This is a genomic window from Mesorhizobium sp. B2-4-14, assembly GCF_006442155.1.
Taxonomy (GTDB): Bacteria; Pseudomonadota; Alphaproteobacteria; order Rhizobiales; family Rhizobiaceae; genus Mesorhizobium.
On sequence record NZ_VFVA01000011.1, the window covers coordinates 71877 to 90232 of the forward strand.

An 18356-nucleotide genomic window follows, 5' to 3' on the forward strand; every position below is an offset into this window, starting at 1 on the left:
CTATGTTTCCGGCGTGGGGACGACCCCGCGCCTTTCCGAAAATTCGGTCGGGACGACCCGCCCACTGTTGATCACGCATCGGCGGATCGGATCTGTTCCGGTCCGGTGCGGGATGGAGCGTCTCCGATGTCCTGGACTTTTCTGTTTTTCGCCGGCCTGTTCGAAATCGGTTGGGCGATCGGCCTCAAATACACCGACGGCTTCACAAGGCTCGTTCCGACCGTGCTCACGGTCGCGTCGATGATCGTCAGCCTCACCCTGCTCGGCCTGGCGTTGAAGGCGCTGCCCGTCGGCACCGCCTATGCGGTGTGGACCGGCATCGGCACCGTCGGCACGGCGCTGCTCGGCATCTGGCTGCTCGGCGAGCCGGCCACCGCGATCCGGCTCGCCTGCATCGCGCTGATCGTCTGCGGCATCATGGGGCTGAAATTCGCGGCCTGAGGGTGTTCCCCCGCCTCAAGGCCTGGCTCGAAAGTGAGCTCGCCTGACGTCGATGCCGGGCATCGTCCAATGACAGGGACCGACTAGCGCAAAAAAGGCCGCGCCTTGGCGCGTCCCTTTGTCCACTGCCTTCGAGGCGAATGCCGCGCTTAGCGGCCGGTAAAGCCGGGCGGGGCCCTGCCGTTGCGCGCCTTGCGCGCCGCGTAACGCGCGTCGCGCTTGGCCTTGCGTTCGGCCTCGTCGGCGAGCAGTCGGGCGATGCGCTCGGTCTCCTCGGCTTCGCGGATCTTCGCTTCAGCCGCGGCGGCTTCCTCGGCGGCGATGCGCGCCGTTTCGGCGGCGGCCTCGCGTTCAGCCTTCTCGGCCGCTTCGCGCGCCAGCTTTTCCTGCTTCAACCGGGCCTTCTCGGCCTCGCGTATTTCACGGGCCGCAAGGATCGCCTTGCGTTCGGCCTGTCGCGCCAGCACTGCGGGATCGTCTGCTGCCGGCTTTGACTTAAAGCGCTCCAGAAGCGCCTTCTTTGCCTCGTTCGCGGCATTGCGCCGCTCGAAAATGTCTTTTTCCCTGTAGATAGCCAAGTCCACTTCCCTGAAGTCAATTCGCGAGGCTTACATACGCGCGAAAACCGAGAGTTCAAGCGCCAAAACGGTATGGCAGCCATGAATTTCTGGGCTGTTGCGCGCGGGAGACGCCTTTCCTTCGGAAATCGGCATGCACTGTTCACCGTCCGCCCTCTGGCGACGGGGCTGGCGGATCGCTACCTCTGAAGCGAAACGCAAAGCGGCGCGGCGGTTCTGTCCCCGCGCCGCTTTGCACCCTCGCGAACTCCGAATTCGCCGAAAACCAGGATGACATTGACATGGAACTCGGTCTCTACACTTTTGCCGACGTCAGTCCGCAGCCCGGCCCGGGCGCCATCGGACCACATGAGCGCTTGCGCAATCTGATCGAGGAGGTCGAACTGGCCGACCAGGTCGGTCTCGACGTGTTTGGTCTTGGCGAGCATCACCGGCCTGACTACGCCGCGTCCGCGCCGGTCGTCGCCCTGGCGGCGGCAGCCGAGCACTCCAAACGCATCAAGCTCACCAGCGCGGTCACGGTGCTGTCTTCCGATGATCCGGTGCGCGTCTTTCAGCAATTTGCGACGCTCGATCTTCTCTCGGGCGGCCGCGCCGAGATCATGGCCGGGCGCGGTTCCTTCATCGAATCCTTCCCGCTGTTCGGCTACAATCTGGAGGATTATGACGAGCTCTTCGCCGAAAAGCTCGATCTGCTGCTTGCCATCCGCGATCAGGTGAAGGTCACCTGGTCCGGCAATCTGCGCGCGCCGATCAACGATCGCGGCGTCTACCCACGGCCCTTTCAGGACAAATTGCCCGTGTGGATCGCCATCGGCGGCACGCCGCAGTCCGCCGCCCGCGCGGGCGCGCTCGGCCTGCCCCTGGCGCTCGCCATCATCGGTGGCGAGCCGGCGCGGTTCGCGCCGCTGTTCGACCTCTACCGTGAGGCTGCCAGGCGTGCCGGCAGTGATCCGGCGGGCCTTGCCACCAGCATCAACGTGCATGGCTTCATCGCGGACACGACCGAGCAGGCGGCCGATGATTTTTACGGCCCGCAGGCCGAAGTCATGAACCGCATCGGCCGCGAGCGCGGCTGGGGCCCGACATCGCGGGCGCATTTCGACCAGTCGCGCGGTGCCAACGGCGCGCTCTTCGTCGGCAATCCCGAGCAGGTAGCCGAGAAGATCGTCGCCCAGCACAAGATCTTCAACAATGAGCGCTTCCTGTTGCAGATGGCTATCGGCACCATGCCGCATGCCAAGATCATGAAGGCGATCGAGCTCTACGGCACCAGGGTGGCGCCAATCGTGCGCAAGGAGACGGCGAAATCAACGCCGGCGGTGGCGTCGCCCGTCGCCTGAATCCGGCAAGTCCCGCCCGGGTGGCGCCTCGCTCCGCTTGGACTCTATGCGGTTGTTGCGCGACGATCTCGCGGCCTTCCGAAGCCGGCTTATGGAACCTTGCCCGTAACTCCGCGTTTTGGCAGCGCCCGCCATGCGTCCATTGCCGGGTGGCAGGCAAGGGGAAGTATGAAGACCGAGTCCGCCGCTTCGGGCGCAGGCACAGCCGCATCGGACGATCCGCGCGTCGAGGCCCGCGCCGACACGCATCTGATGCGATTGCTGCTTGTCGGCATCTTCACGTTCATGACCGTCTATGCGCTCTATTTCGCCCGCGCCTTCTTCATGCCCGTCATTCTGGCCTTCCTGCTGGCGCTGACACTGACGCCGATCGTCCGGCTTTTGCGCAAGCACGGCATTCCCGAGGTGGCCTCGGCGACCCTTCTGGTGCTGCTCTCGATCTGCGTCTTCGCCAGCGCCGGTTACCTGCTCGCCAGCCCGATCATCGACCTCATTAACAACACCTCGTCCATCGGCCAGCAACTCACCGAACGGCTGGCGCAGTTGCGCCGTCCATTCGAAAAAGTCATGCAGATCTCGCATCAGATCGAGCAATTGACCGAGACTTCCCAGGAACCCGACATACAGAAGGTCGCGGTCGCCCAGTCCGGCATTCTGTCGTCCGCCGCCAGCAACATCCTGTCGGCGGGAACCAGCCTCACCATCATCTTCGTGCTGTCGTTGTTCCTGCTCGCCTCGGGGACGATGTTTTACGAGAAGATCATCCAGTCGTTCGCCAGCCTCACCGAGAAGAAGCGGGCGCTGCGCGTCGTCTATGACGTCGAGCGCGAAATCTCGCACTATCTGCTCACCGTCACCATGATCAACGCGGGTCTCGGCACCGTCATCGGCCTTGGCCTGTGGGCACTCGGCATGCCCAACCCGCTGGTCTGGGGCGTCGCGGCGGCGCTGCTCAACTTCCTGCCCTATGTCGGCGCGCTGCTGACCATCGTGCTGGTCGCGGTGATGGCGCTGATCAGCTTCGACAGCATTTCCTACGCGCTTCTGGCACCGGCCTTCGTGCTGCTCTGCGACATCGTCGAAGGCCAGTTCGTGACGCCGATGGTGGTCGGCCGGCGCCTGGAGATCAACGCGGTGGCGATCTTCATCGCGATCGCCTTCTGGTCGTGGCTGTGGGGCTTCGTTGGCGCCCTGATGGCTGTACCGCTGCTGGTGGTCATCAAGGTGTTCTGCGATCATTTCGAGGGGCTCGGCCATGTCGGCAATTTTCTCGCCGCGCAACAGACCGCCGTGGTGGAGGACGAACCCGTCGAGGAGGACAGCAAGGCCGCCGCATGAGCGGCGCGCCGTGTTTGCGGCATCCTGACTGAATGCCTATATCCGCTCGGACAATGGCCGGTGCCCTTCCGATGAGTGATGTTCCCTTCGACCTCGACGCCTATTTCGCACGCATCGGCCATGCCGGGTCCAGGGATGTTTCGCTGGACATGCTGAAGACGCTTCATTTCCTCCACCCGCAGGCAATCCCCTTCGAGAACATCGATCCGTTTCTTGGCCGCCCGGTCCGTCTGGATCTTGCAGCGCTGCAGGACAAGATCGTCGTTGGCGGGCGCGGCGGCTATTGTTTCGAGCACAATCTCCTCTTCATGCATGCCCTGAAGGCGCTGGGTTTCGAGGTCGGCGGGCTAGCCGCGCGCGTGCTCTGGGGTCAGGACGAGGACGCCATCACGGCGCGTGGCCATATGCTTTTGCGGGTCCAGCTTGCTGGCAAGACCTACATCGCCGATGTCGGCTTCGGTGGCCTGACCCTGACGGCCCCCCTGCTGCTGGATCCCGGCACGGAACAGAAAACCCCGCATGAGACGTTCCGCATCGTCGAAGCGGACGATCATTTCCGATTGCAGGCCGCCATCGGCGGCGACTGGCGCTCGCTCTACCGCTTCGATCTGCAGCCGCAATACGAGGTCGACTATTCCGTCACCAATTACTTCCTGTCGACCAATCCGGCATCGCATTTCCTCACCTCCGTCATGGCGGCGCGCGCCGCGCCCGACCGACGTTTCGCGTTGCGCGGTGCCAAGCTGTCGATCCATCACATTGACGGCCGCAGCGAGCAGAAGGACATAGCCACCGCCGCCGAACTCGCCGACACGCTGGAAGACCATCTCGGCATCATCATTCCCGACCGCGAGGCCTTCGAGGCCAGGGTGCGTAAGAAGAAGATCGTGGAGATCACTGCATGACCGAACTGTCCGTTCTCGACCTGTCTCCGATCGTCGAAGGCAGCGATGCCTCGCACTCGCTGGCCAACTCGCTCGATCTCGCCCGCCATGCCGAGCAGCTGGGCTACAAGCGCTACTGGCTGGCGGAACATCACAACATGCCGGGCATCGCCAGTGCCGCCACCGCCGTGGTCATCGCCCATGTCGCCGGCGGCACCCGCACCATCCGCGTCGGCGCCGGCGGCATCATGCTGCCCAACCATGCGCCGCTGGTCATCGCCGAGCAGTTCGGCACGCTGGCCGCCTTGTTTCCCGGCCGTATCGATCTCGGTCTCGGCCGGGCACCCGGCACCGACATGAATACGGCGCGCGCCTTGCGCCGTAACCTCGAGGCCGGCGTCGACAATTTCCCGCAGGATGTCGTCGAGCTTATGGGCTATTTCCTGCCGGCCGAGGAAGGCCAGCGCCTCAGGGCCGTGCCTGGCGAAGGCCAGAACGTGCCGATCTGGATTCTTGGATCGAGTCTCTACGGCGCGCAACTCGCCGCCATGCTCGGCCTGCCCTACGCCTTCGCTTCGCATTTCGCGCCGGCGGAGCTAGATCACGCACTGGACATCTACCGTTCGCGCTTCCAGCCGTCGGACCAGCTCGACAAGCCGCATGTCATGCTCGGCCTCAATGTCTTTGCAGCACCCACCGACGCCGAGGCACGATTGCTGTTCACCTCGCTGCAGCAGGCCTTCGTCAATCTGCGCACCGGCCGGCCGGGAAGATTGCCGCCGCCGGTCGAGAACTATGACCGCGATCTCGACCCGATGGCCAAGACCATGCTCGGCCAGGCGCTGTCCTGCGCCGTCGTCGGCTCTCCCGAAACGGTCCGGCAAGGCATCGATGCGTTCGTGCGTCGCACCGGCGCCGACGAACTGATGGTCACCGCGCAGATCTTCGATCATGCCGCCCGCCTGCGGTCGTTCGAAATCCTGGCCGAGGCCCACAAATCCCTGGCGGAAGCAGCCTAACTCCTTGTTTCCGCGCAATTCCGGACGGGAGCATTGCACTGTTCTCCCGGAATTGTTCTTGGGCACTTTTGCGGACGGGATCCTTTTGCTAAGGCAGGCTGTCTCCCTCAGGATCGAGCGCCGCCCCGTGAAAAATGACCGTGACGCGCGAATGCAATTCGCCATCGAGTTGGCGCGTCGCGCGGGCGAACTCGGACTGAAATACTTCCGCGATCTGGAAAGCCTGACCATCGAGAGCAAGGGCCATCAGGACCTGGTCTCGCAAGCCGACCGCGAGGTCGAGCTGTTCATCCGCGCCGCCATTGCCGCCGACTATCCGCAAGACGGCATCGTCGGCGAGGAGCATGCCCCGGTCGCCGGCGCGACAGGCTACGTCTGGGTGATCGACCCCATCGACGGTACCGCCAATTTCGTGCGCGGCATTCCGGCCTGGTGCGTGGTGATCGCCTGCGCCCGGGACGGAGAGACGGTTGCCGGCGTCATCCACGAGCCTTCGACCGGCGAGACGTTTCACGGAAGCCTCGGCGGCGGCGCTTTCGTCAACGGCAGGCCGATCAAGGCCAGTGCGGCCACTAGCCTCGAAGAGGGGTCGGTGGGGACCGGATTCTCGAATCGGGCCGAGGCCGAGAACATCGCGGTGCTGATCAAGAAGATCCTCGCCGAAGGCTGCGTCTTCTTCCGCAACGCGTCCGGCGCCCTGATGCTTGCCTATGTGGCGTCGGGCCGGCTGCTTGGCTATGTGGAAGAACACATGAACGCCTGGGACTGTCTGGCTGGCATGCTGTTGATCGAGGAGGCCGGCGGCACGGCTCTGAAGGCGGATCCGAAGACGGTGCTGCGGAGCGGAACAAAGATCATCACGGGCGGCAAGGACGTCTTTTCGAAGTTGCAGGCGCTTTGTTCCGATACCTGGCCCTGATTTGCCATCGGCCGTTCAGGCACTCACGCTCTGCACAACCGCCCCCAGCGGCCGGCACGAATTGCGGATCATCAACCGGCCCTTGAGCACCAGTTTGCGCGGTGGCGCATCACGGTTGCCGGCGAGACGATCAAGCAGCAGATTGGCCGCCTGTTCGCCGATCGCCTGCACGGGTTGCGCCACCGTGGTCAGCTGCGGCTGGAACACATCGGACCACGGAAAATCGTCAAAGCAGGCAACCGAAATGTCTTCCGGGCAGGAGAGGCCGATGTCGCGGATCGCCTTCATGGTGCCGATCACCATCGGGTTGTTGGCCGAGAAGATCGCGCTTGGCCGGTCGTGCAGCGAAAGCAGCTGCATTGTCGCGTTATAGCCGTCGATCTCGTGGAAATTGCCGGAGCGGACCAGCTCTTCGGCCACAGGCAGTCCGGCGGCTTGGAGCGCCTCACGGTATCCCGTCATGCGGTCATGCATGGGCGAAATGTCCGAGGTGCCGGTGATGTAGCCGATGCGCCGGTGACCGAGATTGATCAGATAGGTGCTGGCATCGAACACGGCACGCTGGTTGTCGAGAACCACCGTATCGGTGTCGACGCCCTCGCAGATACGGTCCAGAAGCACCACCGGCACCTTGGCGTCATCGACGATCCCCTTGAGGATCGCGCCGTCGCCGACGCGCGCCACGATCAGCCCGTCGACCATGCGGTCGAGCAACAGTCTGATCTGGTCGTCCTGGGTGTTCAAATCCTCATCGGTGCAGCATAGCATGACCGCATAGCCGGCGCGGTCGAACGCCTGCTGGATGACCGAGACGACATCGGTGAAGAACGGGTTGGTGATGTGCGGCACGGTCAGCCCGATGGTGCGTGTCGTGCCCATCTTGAGGCTGCGGGCGATCGCATTGCGCTTGTAGCCGATATCACGGATCGCCTGTTCGATGCGCTGGCTGAGCTCCGGGCTGACGGTCGCCGTGCCGTTGATCAGTGCCGAAACGGTGGCGACCGAGACACGCGCGGCTTCCGCCACATGCAGCATCGTCGGTGCCGTGGATTTCCGCTGCCGCGTCCGCTTGGATGATGCCATTTTTCGAAACGTTTCGCCCGTGCCAGTTCGCTATACCTACGGAGTATCAAGGTTTTTCGCAAGAATTGAAAAGAGTCAATCCTGCCTTGTTCAGATAGCGGCTTGACATGATCGAAACGTTTAGATTAGCGTTCGGTTCGAATTTGACGAAGACGGAAGGGAGGCCGCCATTTGTCATGGAGCACAGCAGTTCCCTTTCCCCGGGGCATAACGCGCCAGCGGACCAGCCAGATACGGTTCTGAGCGCGGAGCATATTTCCAAGAGCTTCGGCGGCATCGCAGCGCTTAGCGATGTTCGCTTCGACCTGCGCGGCGGCGAGGTCCACGCCTTGATGGGCGAAAACGGCGCCGGCAAGTCGACGCTGATGAAAGTCCTCTCCGGCGTTTATACCGGCTATGAAGGCACGGTCAGCGTCGATGGCCGGCCGGTCAGCTTCGCCGGCGTGCGCGACGCCGAGGATGCCGGCATCGCCATCATCCACCAGGAGCTCAACCTGGTGCCGGAGCTTAGCGTCGCCGACAACATCTTTCTCGGCCGCGAGAAGCTGATCGCCGGGCTGATCGTCGACCGCAAGGCGAGCAGCCGTGCCGCCGGCGCCCTGTTGCAGCGGCTCGGCATCGAACTCGATCCCGAAGCCCGCGTCGGCGCCTTGCGCGTCGGTGAACAGCAGCTGGTCGAGATCGCCAAGGCGCTGTCGATGTCGGCGCGCATCCTGATCATGGACGAGCCGACCTCCGCGCTGTCGCCGGCCGAATGCCAGCGGCTGTTCCGCATCATCCGCCAGCTTGCCGACAGCGGTGTCGCCATCGTCTACATCTCGCACCGTATCGACGAGGTCATGCATCTGGCCAGCCGGGTCACCGTCTTCCGCGACGGGCGCCATGTGCTGACGCGACCGATGGCCGAGCTTGACGAGAATGCCATCATTTCGGCGATGGTCGGCAGGGACCTGCTCGCATCCTCCCAAGGCGAGCGGGATATCGGCGGCGGGACTGTGCTTTCGGTCAGCGATCTGTCGCTGTCGAAGCCCGACCGCCAGGGCTGGCGGCAGGTGATCGACGACGTCAGCTTCGATCTTGCCGCAGGCGAAGTCCTCGGCATTGGCGGTCTGCTGGGCTCCGGCCGCACCGAGATCATGGAGGCGATTTTTGGTTCCGGGGATGGCCGGACCGGCGGCGAGATCCGGCTCGACGGCGCTCCCGTGAACATCCGCTCGCCGCGCGACGCAAGGCGGCTGGGCATCGCGCTGGTGACCGAGGATCGCAAGACGCAAGGCCTGCACCTGCAGGCCTCGATCACTGACAATGTGGCGCTGCCGCTGGTCGGATCGCTGGCGCGCTTCGGCATCCGCTCGCTGGCCGGCGAACAGCGGCTGGCGCGGCAGGCGGTCAAGGCGCTCGGCATACGCTGCCAGGACATCGACCAGCCGGCCGGCACGCTGTCGGGCGGCAACCAGCAGAAGGTCGTCATCGGCAAGTGGCTGGCGACCAGGCCACGCGTGCTTTTGCTGGACGAACCGACGCGCGGCATCGATGTCGGCGCCAAGCGCGAAATCTACGACCTGATCTTCAGGCTGGCGCGCGAAGGCCTGGCCATCGCCGTCATCAGCTCCGAGCTGCCGGAACTGCTGCATCTCTCGGATCGTATCCTGGTGATGGCCGACGGCCGCCAGACCGGCATTCTTTCCCGCGAGGCGGCAAGCGAGGAGGCCATCATGCGTCTCGCTGCGCCGCGCCGCACCCTGTCGAGACCAGCCGCATGACTGCCCTGAAGCTCCTGTCCCGGACCAAGCTCTACTGGGGCCTGATCGCCATCTTCCTGATCGGCGTGCTGGGCTCGCCGGTGAGTTCCAAGGGCAACAACATCTTCCTGTCCTACGGCAATCTGCTCGACGTCCTGCGCCAGGTGTCGACCACCGGGCTGATCGCCACCGGCATGACGGCGGTGATCATCACCGGCGGCATCGACCTTTCCGTCGGCTCGCTGATGGCCATCTGCTCGGTGGTCTGCGCCATGCTGCTGACGGTGCCGGGCGTGACGCCGGGTGTCGTGCTGGGCGTGCCGACCGTTGCCCTGGTGGCGCTTTGCCTTGGCTTCGCCATCACCCGCTTCATCTTCCTCAACCTGGAGAAATCCCGCGCCGGTCCGGATGCCGCCGCGCGCGATATCCGGCTGGACAGCGCTCGGGGGCTGATTACGCCGGCCATCGTCGGCGTGGTCCTGTGCTGTCTGTCCCTATGGTATCTGCTGCCGCAGATCGAACCCAAATTCGGCGTGCTCGGCGTGCTGCTGGTGGCGCCCTGCGTCGGCCTGCTGTTTGGCGCCGTCAACGGCTTCATTATCGTTGGCGGGCGCCTGCAGCCCTTCATCGTCACCCTGGCGATGATGGTGACCGCACTCGGCATCGCCCGGCTCACCGCCGGCCAGAACAACGCGGTGCTGCCCGTCTATACCGGCTCGAATGCGACCGCAGATTTCGAAATGCTGCGCTCGCTGGTGTTCGGCGTGATCCCAATGCCTGGCCTGTTCTTCCTCGGCGCCATCCTGATCTATGGCGCGGTGCTGCGCTTCACCCCGTTCGGCCGCTACGTCTACGCCATCGGCGGCAATGAGGAGGCGGCCCGGCTGTCAGGCATCGCCGCCGGGCGCGTCAAGATCGCCACCTATGCCGTTTCCGGCCTGCTCGCCGGCATCGCCGCCGTGCTCTATGTGGCGCAGTACCGGCAAGGCAAGCCGGATGCCGGCGCCGGGCTGGAGCTCGACGCCATCGCCGCCGTGGTCATCGGCGGCACCAGCCTGATGGGCGGCCGGGGCAGTCTGACCGGCACCTTCTGCGGCGTGCTGATTTTCGGGCTACTCTCCAACATATTGCAGCTCCACAATATCAACTCGAACCTTCAGCTGGTGCTGAAGGGAATGATCATCATCGGCACCGTGCTCGTGCAGGAGCGCAATGCCGGTGATCTCCTGGCCTATCTGCGCCTGGTACCTGCGTCTGTCTGGCGCGGGCAAGCGGCGCGCAAGGAAACGGCCGCCGTGAAGCGGCCGTCACAAGAGACCCCGTCTCTCAATCTCGGAGGAAACAAGAAATGAAACGACGTGACATGCTGAAGCTTGCCGCCCTCGGCGCGGCACTGCTGACCACCACCGCGCTGCTCTCCACCGGCCATGCCTTCGCCCAGGACAAGAAGTGGAAGATCGGCTTCTCGCAGGTGACGACCATCGAGCCCTGGCGCGCCCAGTTCAACAAGGACATCCTGGCCGAAGCCGCCAAGCACCCGGACGTCGAGCTGATCGTCACCGATGGCGAGGACAAGACCGAGAAGCAGGTCGCCGATGTCGAGAATCTGATCCGTCAGGAAGTCGACGCGCTGCTGGTGTCGCCGAAGGAATCCGCCGGCCTGACGGGCGTCGTGCAGCAGGCCATCGACGCCAAGATCCCGGTATTCGTGCTCGACCGCAATGTCGACACCAAGGACTACACCCAGTTCGTCGGCGGCGACAATAAGCTGATCGGCCGCGCGGCCGGCGAATATGCCGTCGAACTGCTCGGCGGCAAGGGCAAGGCGGCGGGCAACGTCGTCGAGATCTGGGGCGGCATGGGCACCCAGCCGGCGCATGACCGCCATGACGGCTTCCACGAATTCACCGACAAGGAGCCGGGCATCAAGTACCTGCTCGACCAGCAGTCGGGCGACTGGAAGCAGGACCAGGCGTACAACATCATGGCGACCGCGCTGCGCAATAACGAGAAGATCGACCTCGTCTACGGTCACAACGATCCGATGGCCTACGGCGCCTATCTCGCCGCCAAGGATGCCGGCCGCGAGAAGGACATCAAGTTCATCGGCATTGACGGTCTGCCCAATGAAGGCGTGCAGCTGGTCAACAAGGGCGAGTTGACGGCGACCTTCACCTATGTGACTCCCGGCGCCGAAGGCCTGCGCCAGGCGATCAAGTTCCTCAAAGGCGAGAAGGTCGAAAAGACCATCACGCTGCCCACCGAGAAGATCACCAAAGAAAACGCCGCCAAGGTGCTGAAGGATAACGGCCTGTGAGGTCGTGAGGGCTTGTGGAATGGGTTGGCGCTGCCCTCATCCCCCAGCCGGGCGTTCATCGTTCGAAAAGCCAAGCAATTGGCTTTTCGACCGCTGCGCGGACCACTTTCTCAACTCCCCGTCACCATACGGGGAGAAGTGTCCGGTGTCCGACCGGAAACATAGGTAACAGAATAGACCGATTGCATGGGTGCACGGACGCCGACAGCATGACGCGGATGCCTCGTCCAACCAACCTCTGCAGCCTGTAAGTCTGCTCTCAAGCCAGTTTCGCCAGCAGCTTCATGAAGGTGGCGATCTCCTTGGCCGAGAGCGGCGCCAGCGTTTCCCTGGTGATCTCGCGGGCCAGCGGGATCAGGCGATCGATCGCGTCGCGCCCTTCGGCGGTCAGGTTGACCAGTAGCCGCCTTTTGTCGACGTCATGCTTGGAGAGTTCGACTAGGCCGCGTGCCTTCAGCCGGTCGATGACACCCTTCACCGTCGCCGCATCCATGGCGATCAGTGTGCCGAGCTGGTTCTGCGAGGTCTCGCCGACATCGCGCAACTTGGCCAGTGCCGCGAATTGCGGCGGCGTCAGGTCGGCGATATGCGCGGCGAAGATCGAGACGTGGCGCTGGTGCGCCTTGCGCAGGATAAAGCCGACCTGCTCCTGCAGGCGGTAATCGTGATCGTCGGCCTCATCGACCTCGACCAGCTTGAGCAGATTGTCCTCGCCGCTCACCGCAGCCCGTCCCAAGCCTTGATATCTTCGGCCGCCAGGCCACCCATACGGTTGTGGACGCGCGGACCGCAGGTCATGGCGAGGCAGAACAGGATTTCGTCGGGGCGCGGCCCGTCGCAGATGCCCACTTCCATGGCGTCGAAATGGCTGCGCACATAGACGGCGTTGATATGGCCGAGGGGCACGTCGAGCCTTGACCCGAAGGCGCCGACCTTCTTGGCCGACGGCACGATCGCCTTGGCGTCGCCGAGCCGCTCGCGCATGGCGTAGCCGCCCGGCACATGCCAGAGCGCGCCATGTTCCAGCTCGCCTGATGTGCCGACGATGGCGCCCTTGCCGTAGCCGTCGATCTGTTTCACGTCGCCGCCGAGGGCTGCGATCAGCCGATCGGCGAGCAGCAGCCCAAGCGGCTTCAGATCGTCCATGGCGCTCTGCAAATCCTCGACATAACGCCCGGCGAACGGGTTCTTGACCACGGCCATTGCCGCGGCACGCCGGCGCGGCACTTCGGCCACCGGCCCGCCATCATGAAAGATCTCCTCGCTCAGCACCGCGATCTTGCGGACTGGAAACTCAGGCATGGGCAACTTCCTTCCGTTCATCCTTGTTGGGTGCGGCGAGCGAGACGGAGCCACCGATACGGGCTTCGCCGCCAAGAAAAAGCGCCGATCCGGCAATCAGGCCGCGCCGGCGAAAATCTTCGGCGACGGCAAGACCATTGTCCAGCGCCCGCGCCACCTCGCCAGGTGCAAGCGCGCCGACGCCTTGCGTCACCAGCCGCGCGCCAAGATCGCTGTCGGGCGACAGTTCACGTGCGGGCACGCGGCTGATGGCAGGGTTGCCCGGCAGGTCCACCGCGTTGGCAATGAGCGTCGCCGCCGCATCGGCCTCGGCGCCGGTCCGCGCGAGCACTGTGACGGCGTCGGCAATGCCAAGCGAGAAGGAACGGCCGCGCCAGCCACTGGTGGCGACGCCGTGAACGCCATCTTCCGCGCGAATGGTGATCCGGTCGGCCATGCCATTGCCGGTGCCGGCGACGGCCAAACCTATAGACCGGCCCTTGCCGATGTGGAGAGCGCTGTCCCCGCCATTGTTGACATAGGCGCGATCGAGCCTGCGGCCGGCAAGCAGTGCGGCGAGCATTTCGTCGGCTACCGATCCTGCAACGGCCGCCATCGGTGTTATGAAGCACTCCGCCAAGGGTATCACGGCCGCTTCCATGCGGCGCGCCGTCGGACCGTCAAAGGCGCGCGGCCGCAAGAAGAAGGCCGGCAGCCGCAATTCGGGAAGCTCTCTGACCAGCTCGATCAGGATCGTCTGGAAGCGCGCGACGGCCTGCTCATAGGCCAGGCGGCATTCCTGCGCCTCACCAAACGCCTCGACGATCAGGTCGATCGGGCCATGGTGGAGATGCAGCCGCTTGCCATCCTGCAGCCAATGCGCTTGCGGGCCGTCCATCATCCGGTCCCGTTCGACGCGGCGCGCCGCAATTGCGCCAGCGGCGGCCATGGATTGCCGGCGGGCGCGCCCGCGCCTTGGCGAGGATTGAGATATTCGCCGCCCTTGGCGACGATATCCCCGACGCTGCGGATTTCGGCCTCGTAGCCGCCGAGCCTGATGTAATCGTCACGGCGCAAGGTGAACTCGATCGGCGCCACCAGCGCCGGCGTCGGCACATAGCCGAAGGCGCCTTCCGGCACTCTGGTGACATCGACCATCAGCGTGATGCCGCCGCCAGGCCAGACATAGACCGGCGCGCCGCCGACCGTCACATAGGTCTTCAGGCCTTGCACCGAGCGGGTGAGGTTGACCGGGTTTTCGGTGACGCCGGCGCGCAGCGAACCGCCGGCGCCGCCGATGAACAGCACGGTGCACAGCGCCGGTTCGCAATTGTCCTCGATCAGCTCGACCGACTTCCGCAGCCGCTCCGGAAACGGCTTCTCGACCGGCTTCAGATCGTCGTCGAGTTCGTAATAGGCAAACTGCTCGCCGGTGGTCGAAACCATCAGCAGCGACAGGCCCGGCCGTGCGCCCTTCCCGGCGTTCCACGCGCCGAGGATCGACAGCGGGTCGGAAATACTGGTACCGCCCCAGCCGAGACCGGGCTCGGAGACCTTGAAGTAGCGGCCGGGCGTCGAACGGCGGCCGATGATCTTTATGCCCGTATCCTGCCAGCCCAGCACCTTGCCGGCCTGATGCTCGGAAACGACGCCGGTGATGTGATCGTCGACCACCACAACCTCGTCGACCAGCCCGCGCCACTGCGTGGCGAACATGCCGATCGTGGCCGAGCCGCAACCGACGCGCATGCGGTGTTCCTGCTTGCCGTCGATGACAGGTGGTTTGCCGGCTTCGACGATGATGATGGCGCCGCCGTCAATGGCGAGTTCCACCGGTTTGCGGTTGCACAGATTGAGCAGCGCGTCACAAGTGGCCCGGCCTTCCGCCTTGGAACCGCCGGTCAAATGATGCACGCCGCCCAGCGACAGCATCTGGGAGCCGTATTCGCCCGTGGTGACATGGCCGATCGCTTCGCCTTCGGCCCGAACAGTCGCGGTTTCCGGCCCGATATGCCGGTCGGTGTCGATCTTCACCTTGACGCCGCAGTACGAAAAAATACCTTCGGTGACGACGGTGACAAGGTCGACGCCCTCGACCTCCTGGCTGACGATGAAGGGGGCCGGCTTGTAGTCGGGATAGGTCGTGCCAGCGCCGATCGCGGTGACGAAGCGGCGGCCGGTGTTGAGCAATTCGCCGTCCCATGCCTCGCCCTCGGCGACGAAAGGAACAATGGCCATGCCGGTTTCCGCCGCATGGTCGAGGATGGTCAGTGGGTTCATGCGCACGATGCGGCCGTCGACATTGCCGTAGCGGTCGCAGGCGCCGGTGCGGCCCTCGGCGATGTAGCACATGACCGGGCAGGCATCGCAGCGGATCTTCTCCGCCACCAGCTTCTCGCCGGGTTCATGGGTTTCGAAGCGCTCGGCAAGCTCGCTCATGGGCGTGCCTCCTTTTCGCGAAGGGCGGCGCGGATACGCGTCGGCGTCGCCGGAATTTTTGTGACCAGAACGCCGGTGGCGTGGCGGATGGCGTTGAGGATCGCCGGCGCCGTCGGGATCAGCACATGTTCGCCCAGCCCCTTGGCGCCAAACGGCCCTTCGGGATCGGGGACCTCGACCAGGATGGTCTCGATCGGCGGGACGTCGCCGATCGTCGGGATGAGATAATCGTGCAGGTTCTCGGTGCGGCCGGGAATGTATTCCTCCATCAGCGCCATGCCGATGCCTTGCGCGATGCCGCCCTCGATTTGGCCTTCGACCATCAGCGGGTTGATCGCCTTGCCGACATCGTGCGCGGCGGTGATCTTGATCAGCTTCACCGTGCCGAGCTTCAGGTCCACCTCGAGCTCGGCGATCTGCGCGCCATAGCCGTAGACGGCGTAGGGCTTGCCCTGGCCCTTGGCATCCAGCGGCAGCGTTGGCGGATCGTAAGTTCCTTCGGCTCGGAAGACGAAGCCGTCGGCATCGACGTCGAGGGAGGCGAGATCGATACGGCGGGCGGCGTCACCATCGAGGATGAGGATGGCGGAACCATCCAACTGGAGCGAAGCGTTTTCGGAGACATTGGCGTAGCGCAAAATGGTTTCGCGCAAGGCGCGGCCGGCCTTCTCGGCCGCCTTGCCGGTGACGAAAGTCTGGCGCGAGGCTGAAGTCTTGCCGGCGTCGGGGCTGATCGCCGTGTCGGCGCTCTTCAGCCGGAAATTTTCCAATGGCAGGCCGAGCGCGTCGGCGCAGATCTGCGTGATCACGGTGTTGGAGCCCTGGCCGATATCGACGGCGCCCTGGTGCAGTATGACATCGCCGTTAGCCGCGATGCCGACCCGGATGGTCGACGGATTGGGCAGCGAGGTATTGCCGCAGCCATACCAGCAGGACGCCAAGCCAGCGCCGCGCTTAATGTCCGCATGGGTACTGTTGAAAGCGTCTGCGTCCGCCGTCGCGCGCCCCCAATGCGACTGCAGGGCCTCGAGGCATTCGGCAATGCCGACGCCAGACTCCAGCCTCTGTCCGGTAACCGTTTCGGAGCCGTTCCGAAGGCAGTTCTTCAGGCGAAAATCGAGCCGGTCCATCCCAAGCTTGCCGGCCAGCTCATCATAGAGCGTCTCCTGCATGATGGTCGCCTGCGGCACGCCGAAGCCACGGAAAGCGCCGGAGATCGGGCCATGGGTGTGGATGGCACGGCCCTCGGCGCGGTAGTTGGGCGTCGCGTAGGGGCCGGATGCATGTACGGGTACGCGGTTGGCCACCGTCGGCCCCCAGCTTGCATAAGGGCCGGTGTTGAAGTCGCCTTCAAAAACCATGCCGGTGACGCGGCCGTCGGCATCCACGCCTATGGTCGCCTTCATCTCGGCCGGGTGGCGCTTGGTGGTCGACATCATCGATTCGTTGCGGGTGTAGGCAAGGGCTGCCGGCCGGCCCGTCTTCAGCGCCACCAGGCCGATCAGCGGCTGCAGCGAGACGTCGAGTTTCGAGCCGAAGCCACCGCCGGTCGCGGTCGGCACGATGCGCACCTTGTCGACGGCAAGGCCGAGCACCTTCGCCGTGTCGTCGCGGTCCATGTACGGCGCCTGCGTGCAGGCGACGACGACCAGCGTGTCGCCGTCCAGATAGGCGTGGCCGGCTTCCGGCTCGATATAGGCGTGCTCGACATAGGAAGTGTCGATCGCGCCCGACACGGTGACCGCTGCATTGGCGAGCGCCGCTTCGGGATCGCCACGCTCGACAAAGCCCTTGGTCAACAGGTTGGCCGGGCGGTTGCCATGGATCAGCACCGCGCCTTCGGCCTGCGCTTCGCCAGATTGGAGAAAATGCGGCAGTTCCGTCCAGCGCACCGGGAAATCCGACAGATCGAGGTCGAGGATGGCCTCGCGCTCCCCGGCGACCAGCGCCACCGCCTCGCCGCGCAGCCGGGCAAAGCCGTCGGCGAGTGCCGGTTGGTCGGCGAAGGGACCAATGACGCCGAAACAGTTTTTGCCCGGAATGTCGGCTGCGGTGAAGACGCCGGCGACACCAGGATGTCTCTTCGCCCAATCGTCAAGGTCACCGAAGACGAAGCTGGCATGATAATGCGGCGAACGGACCACCAGCACGGCAAGCGCGTCGGCGGGAAAGGAATCGCCGCCGAATTTTTCGTCTCCAGTGACTTTCGGCCCACCGTCGAGCCGGATCGGCGAGGACCCGACGGCCTGGCCCGAGAGGGGCATCCTGCGATTGAGGGCGAGATCCAACAATTGACGTTGGCGCTGCCCCTCACCCTTACCCTCTCCCCGTGAAGAACGGGGAGAGGGGGGCGCCAGCGATGCGGCTAATCCCTTCTCCCCGTCACCTAACGGGGAGAAGGTGCCGGCAGGCGGATGAGGGGCAGCGCTGTCGGTCGACGGTTCGGACCGCCCCGCCTCCATCACCGCCGCGATGATCTTCCGGTAGCCGGTGCAGCGGCACAGAATACCGCCCAGCGCATCCTGAACTTCGGTCTCGGTCGGGCTGGGTTTTTTCTCCAGCAGCGCCGTCGCCGCGACCAGCAGCGCCGGCGTGCAGATGCCGCACTGCGCCGCGCCATGCGCGAGGAAAGATGATTGCAGCGCCGACAGCCGGCCATTGGCCAGTCCTTCGACCGTCGTCACCGATGCGCCAGCGGCCGAGGCCGCCGGCATCAGGCAGGCGCAGACCGGATCGCCGTCGACCAGCACCGTGCAGGCGCCGCAATCGCCTGCGTCGCAGCCGACCTTTGTGCCGGTAAGCCGCAATTCGTCGCGCAAGACCTGCGACAGCCGGCGCAGCGGCGGCACATTGACCGAGACGGCGGCGCCATTGACCTTGAAAGCAATGTCGGCGCGCTCAAGGCCGAGGCCCGGTGGAACTCCGCCCGGATCGGTCCGGGTTTCGCTGACGTCAGGCAGCACCGGGCTCAT

16 protein-coding genes are annotated in these 18356 nt (G+C 64.8%); 9 read left to right on the top strand and 7 right to left on the bottom strand.

Annotated features, from left to right (window positions below):
* Positions 1-126: 126 nt before the first annotated feature.
* A complete protein-coding gene (sugE, locus tag FJ938_RS12350) occupies positions 127-441 on the top strand; it encodes a quaternary ammonium compound efflux SMR transporter SugE (RefSeq protein ID WP_010912766.1) in 315 nt (104 codons plus the stop codon).
* A 149-nt stretch (positions 442-590) separates the two neighbouring features.
* Here the strand turns inward: sugE and FJ938_RS12355 are convergent, their stop codons facing one another.
* On the bottom strand, positions 591-1019 hold the full coding sequence (locus FJ938_RS12355) for a DUF6481 family protein (RefSeq protein ID WP_140609884.1): 429 nt from the start codon (positions 1017-1019) through the stop codon (positions 591-593).
* Between the two features lie 281 nt (positions 1020-1300).
* Between FJ938_RS12355 and FJ938_RS12360 the strand changes: the two genes are divergently transcribed.
* The 5 genes from FJ938_RS12360 (at position 1301) to FJ938_RS12380 (ending at position 6522) form a co-directional block, all read left to right on the top strand.
* A complete protein-coding gene (locus tag FJ938_RS12360; protein ID WP_140694031.1) occupies positions 1301-2362 on the top strand; it encodes an LLM class flavin-dependent oxidoreductase in 1062 nt (353 codons plus the stop codon).
* 168 nt (positions 2363-2530) lie between these two features.
* The gene (locus FJ938_RS12365; RefSeq protein WP_140609886.1) at positions 2531-3700 is read left to right on the top strand and encodes an AI-2E family transporter; all 1170 of its coding nucleotides are present in this window, start codon (positions 2531-2533) and stop codon (positions 3698-3700) included.
* A 71-nt stretch (positions 3701-3771) separates the two neighbouring features.
* Entirely contained in the window at positions 3772-4605 is an 834-nt protein-coding gene (locus FJ938_RS12370; RefSeq protein ID WP_140694034.1) for an arylamine N-acetyltransferase, read from the top strand.
* Entirely contained in the window at positions 4602-5603 is a 1002-nt protein-coding gene (locus FJ938_RS12375) for an LLM class flavin-dependent oxidoreductase (RefSeq protein WP_140694036.1), read from the top strand. Before FJ938_RS12370 ends, FJ938_RS12375 begins: the two co-directional genes overlap by 4 nt.
* 127 nt (positions 5604-5730) lie before the next feature.
* Positions 5731-6522 (top strand): inositol monophosphatase family protein, encoded by a 792-nt coding sequence (locus tag FJ938_RS12380; protein ID WP_140694039.1) that lies wholly within the window; start codon positions 5731-5733, stop codon positions 6520-6522.
* Between the two features lie 15 nt (positions 6523-6537).
* Here FJ938_RS12380 and FJ938_RS12385 read toward each other — a convergent pair whose 3' ends face one another.
* Entirely contained in the window at positions 6538-7557 is a 1020-nt protein-coding gene (locus FJ938_RS12385) for a LacI family DNA-binding transcriptional regulator (protein WP_140694162.1), read from the bottom strand.
* 224 nt (positions 7558-7781) lie between these two features.
* Between FJ938_RS12385 and FJ938_RS12390 the strand changes: the two genes are divergently transcribed.
* From FJ938_RS12390 to FJ938_RS12400, 3 genes are read left to right on the top strand one after another with little or no spacing between them, the layout of a single operon-like run.
* On the top strand, positions 7782-9368 hold the full coding sequence (locus FJ938_RS12390) for a sugar ABC transporter ATP-binding protein (RefSeq protein WP_140694042.1): 1587 nt from the start codon (positions 7782-7784) through the stop codon (positions 9366-9368).
* Positions 9365-10699, top strand: a complete 1335-nt coding sequence (locus tag FJ938_RS12395) for an ABC transporter permease (protein WP_140694045.1) — start codon at positions 9365-9367, stop codon at positions 10697-10699. Before FJ938_RS12390 ends, FJ938_RS12395 begins: the two co-directional genes overlap by 4 nt.
* Positions 10696-11664 (top strand): substrate-binding domain-containing protein, encoded by a 969-nt coding sequence (locus tag FJ938_RS12400; protein ID WP_140694048.1) that lies wholly within the window; start codon positions 10696-10698, stop codon positions 11662-11664. The genes FJ938_RS12395 and FJ938_RS12400 overlap by 4 nt, the downstream gene beginning before the upstream one ends.
* A gap of 259 nt (positions 11665-11923) precedes the next feature.
* Here the strand turns inward: FJ938_RS12400 and FJ938_RS12405 are convergent, their stop codons facing one another.
* The 5 genes from FJ938_RS12405 to FJ938_RS12425 are packed head-to-tail and all read right to left on the bottom strand — an operon-like array spanning position 11924 to position 18356.
* Positions 11924-12385, bottom strand: coding sequence for a MarR family transcriptional regulator (locus tag FJ938_RS12405; RefSeq protein ID WP_140694051.1), 462 nt, complete (start codon positions 12383-12385; stop codon positions 11924-11926).
* On the bottom strand, positions 12382-12966 hold the full coding sequence (locus FJ938_RS12410) for an amino acid synthesis family protein (RefSeq protein ID WP_140694054.1): 585 nt from the start codon (positions 12964-12966) through the stop codon (positions 12382-12384). Before FJ938_RS12410 ends, FJ938_RS12405 begins: the two co-directional genes overlap by 4 nt.
* A complete protein-coding gene (locus FJ938_RS12415; RefSeq protein WP_140694164.1) occupies positions 12959-13843 on the bottom strand; it encodes a UPF0280 family protein in 885 nt (294 codons plus the stop codon). The genes FJ938_RS12410 and FJ938_RS12415 overlap by 8 nt, the downstream gene beginning before the upstream one ends.
* Positions 13843-15384, bottom strand: coding sequence for a 6-hydroxynicotinate reductase (locus tag FJ938_RS12420; protein ID WP_140694057.1), 1542 nt, complete (start codon positions 15382-15384; stop codon positions 13843-13845). The genes FJ938_RS12415 and FJ938_RS12420 overlap by 1 nt, the downstream gene beginning before the upstream one ends.
* On the bottom strand, positions 15381-18356 hold the full coding sequence (locus FJ938_RS12425; protein ID WP_140694166.1) for a molybdopterin-dependent oxidoreductase: 2976 nt from the start codon (positions 18354-18356) through the stop codon (positions 15381-15383). The genes FJ938_RS12420 and FJ938_RS12425 overlap by 4 nt, the downstream gene beginning before the upstream one ends.

Bases quoted from the DNA above. Each gene is read 5' to 3' on its own strand.
- FJ938_RS12415 (WP_140694164.1), bottom strand. From the start codon at position 13,843: ATGGACGGCCCGCAAGCGCATTGGCTGCAGGATGGCAAGCGGCTGCAT.
- FJ938_RS12390 (WP_140694042.1), top strand. From the start codon at position 7,782: ATGGAGCACAGCAGTTCCCTTTCCCCGGGGCATAACGCGCCAGCGGAC.
- sugE (WP_010912766.1), top strand. From the start codon at position 127: ATGTCCTGGACTTTTCTGTTTTTCGCCGGCCTGTTCGAAATCGGTTGG.
- FJ938_RS12375 (WP_140694036.1), top strand. From the start codon at position 4,602: ATGACCGAACTGTCCGTTCTCGACCTGTCTCCGATCGTCGAAGGCAGC.
- FJ938_RS12370 (WP_140694034.1), top strand. From the start codon at position 3,772: ATGAGTGATGTTCCCTTCGACCTCGACGCCTATTTCGCACGCATCGGC.
- FJ938_RS12400 (WP_140694048.1), top strand. From the start codon at position 10,696: ATGAAACGACGTGACATGCTGAAGCTTGCCGCCCTCGGCGCGGCACTG.
- FJ938_RS12385 (WP_140694162.1), bottom strand. From the start codon at position 7,557: ATGCTGCATGTGGCGGAAGCCGCGCGTGTCTCGGTCGCCACCGTTTCG.
- FJ938_RS12395 (WP_140694045.1), top strand. From the start codon at position 9,365: ATGACTGCCCTGAAGCTCCTGTCCCGGACCAAGCTCTACTGGGGCCTG.
- FJ938_RS12365 (WP_140609886.1), top strand. From the start codon at position 2,531: ATGAAGACCGAGTCCGCCGCTTCGGGCGCAGGCACAGCCGCATCGGAC.
- FJ938_RS12410 (WP_140694054.1), bottom strand. From the start codon at position 12,966: ATGCCTGAGTTTCCAGTCCGCAAGATCGCGGTGCTGAGCGAGGAGATC.
- FJ938_RS12425 (WP_140694166.1), bottom strand. From the start codon at position 18,356: ATGAGCCCGGTGCTGCCTGACGTCAGCGAAACCCGGACCGATCCGGGC.
- FJ938_RS12420 (WP_140694057.1), bottom strand. From the start codon at position 15,384: ATGAGCGAGCTTGCCGAGCGCTTCGAAACCCATGAACCCGGCGAGAAG.
- FJ938_RS12360 (WP_140694031.1), top strand. From the start codon at position 1,301: ATGGAACTCGGTCTCTACACTTTTGCCGACGTCAGTCCGCAGCCCGGC.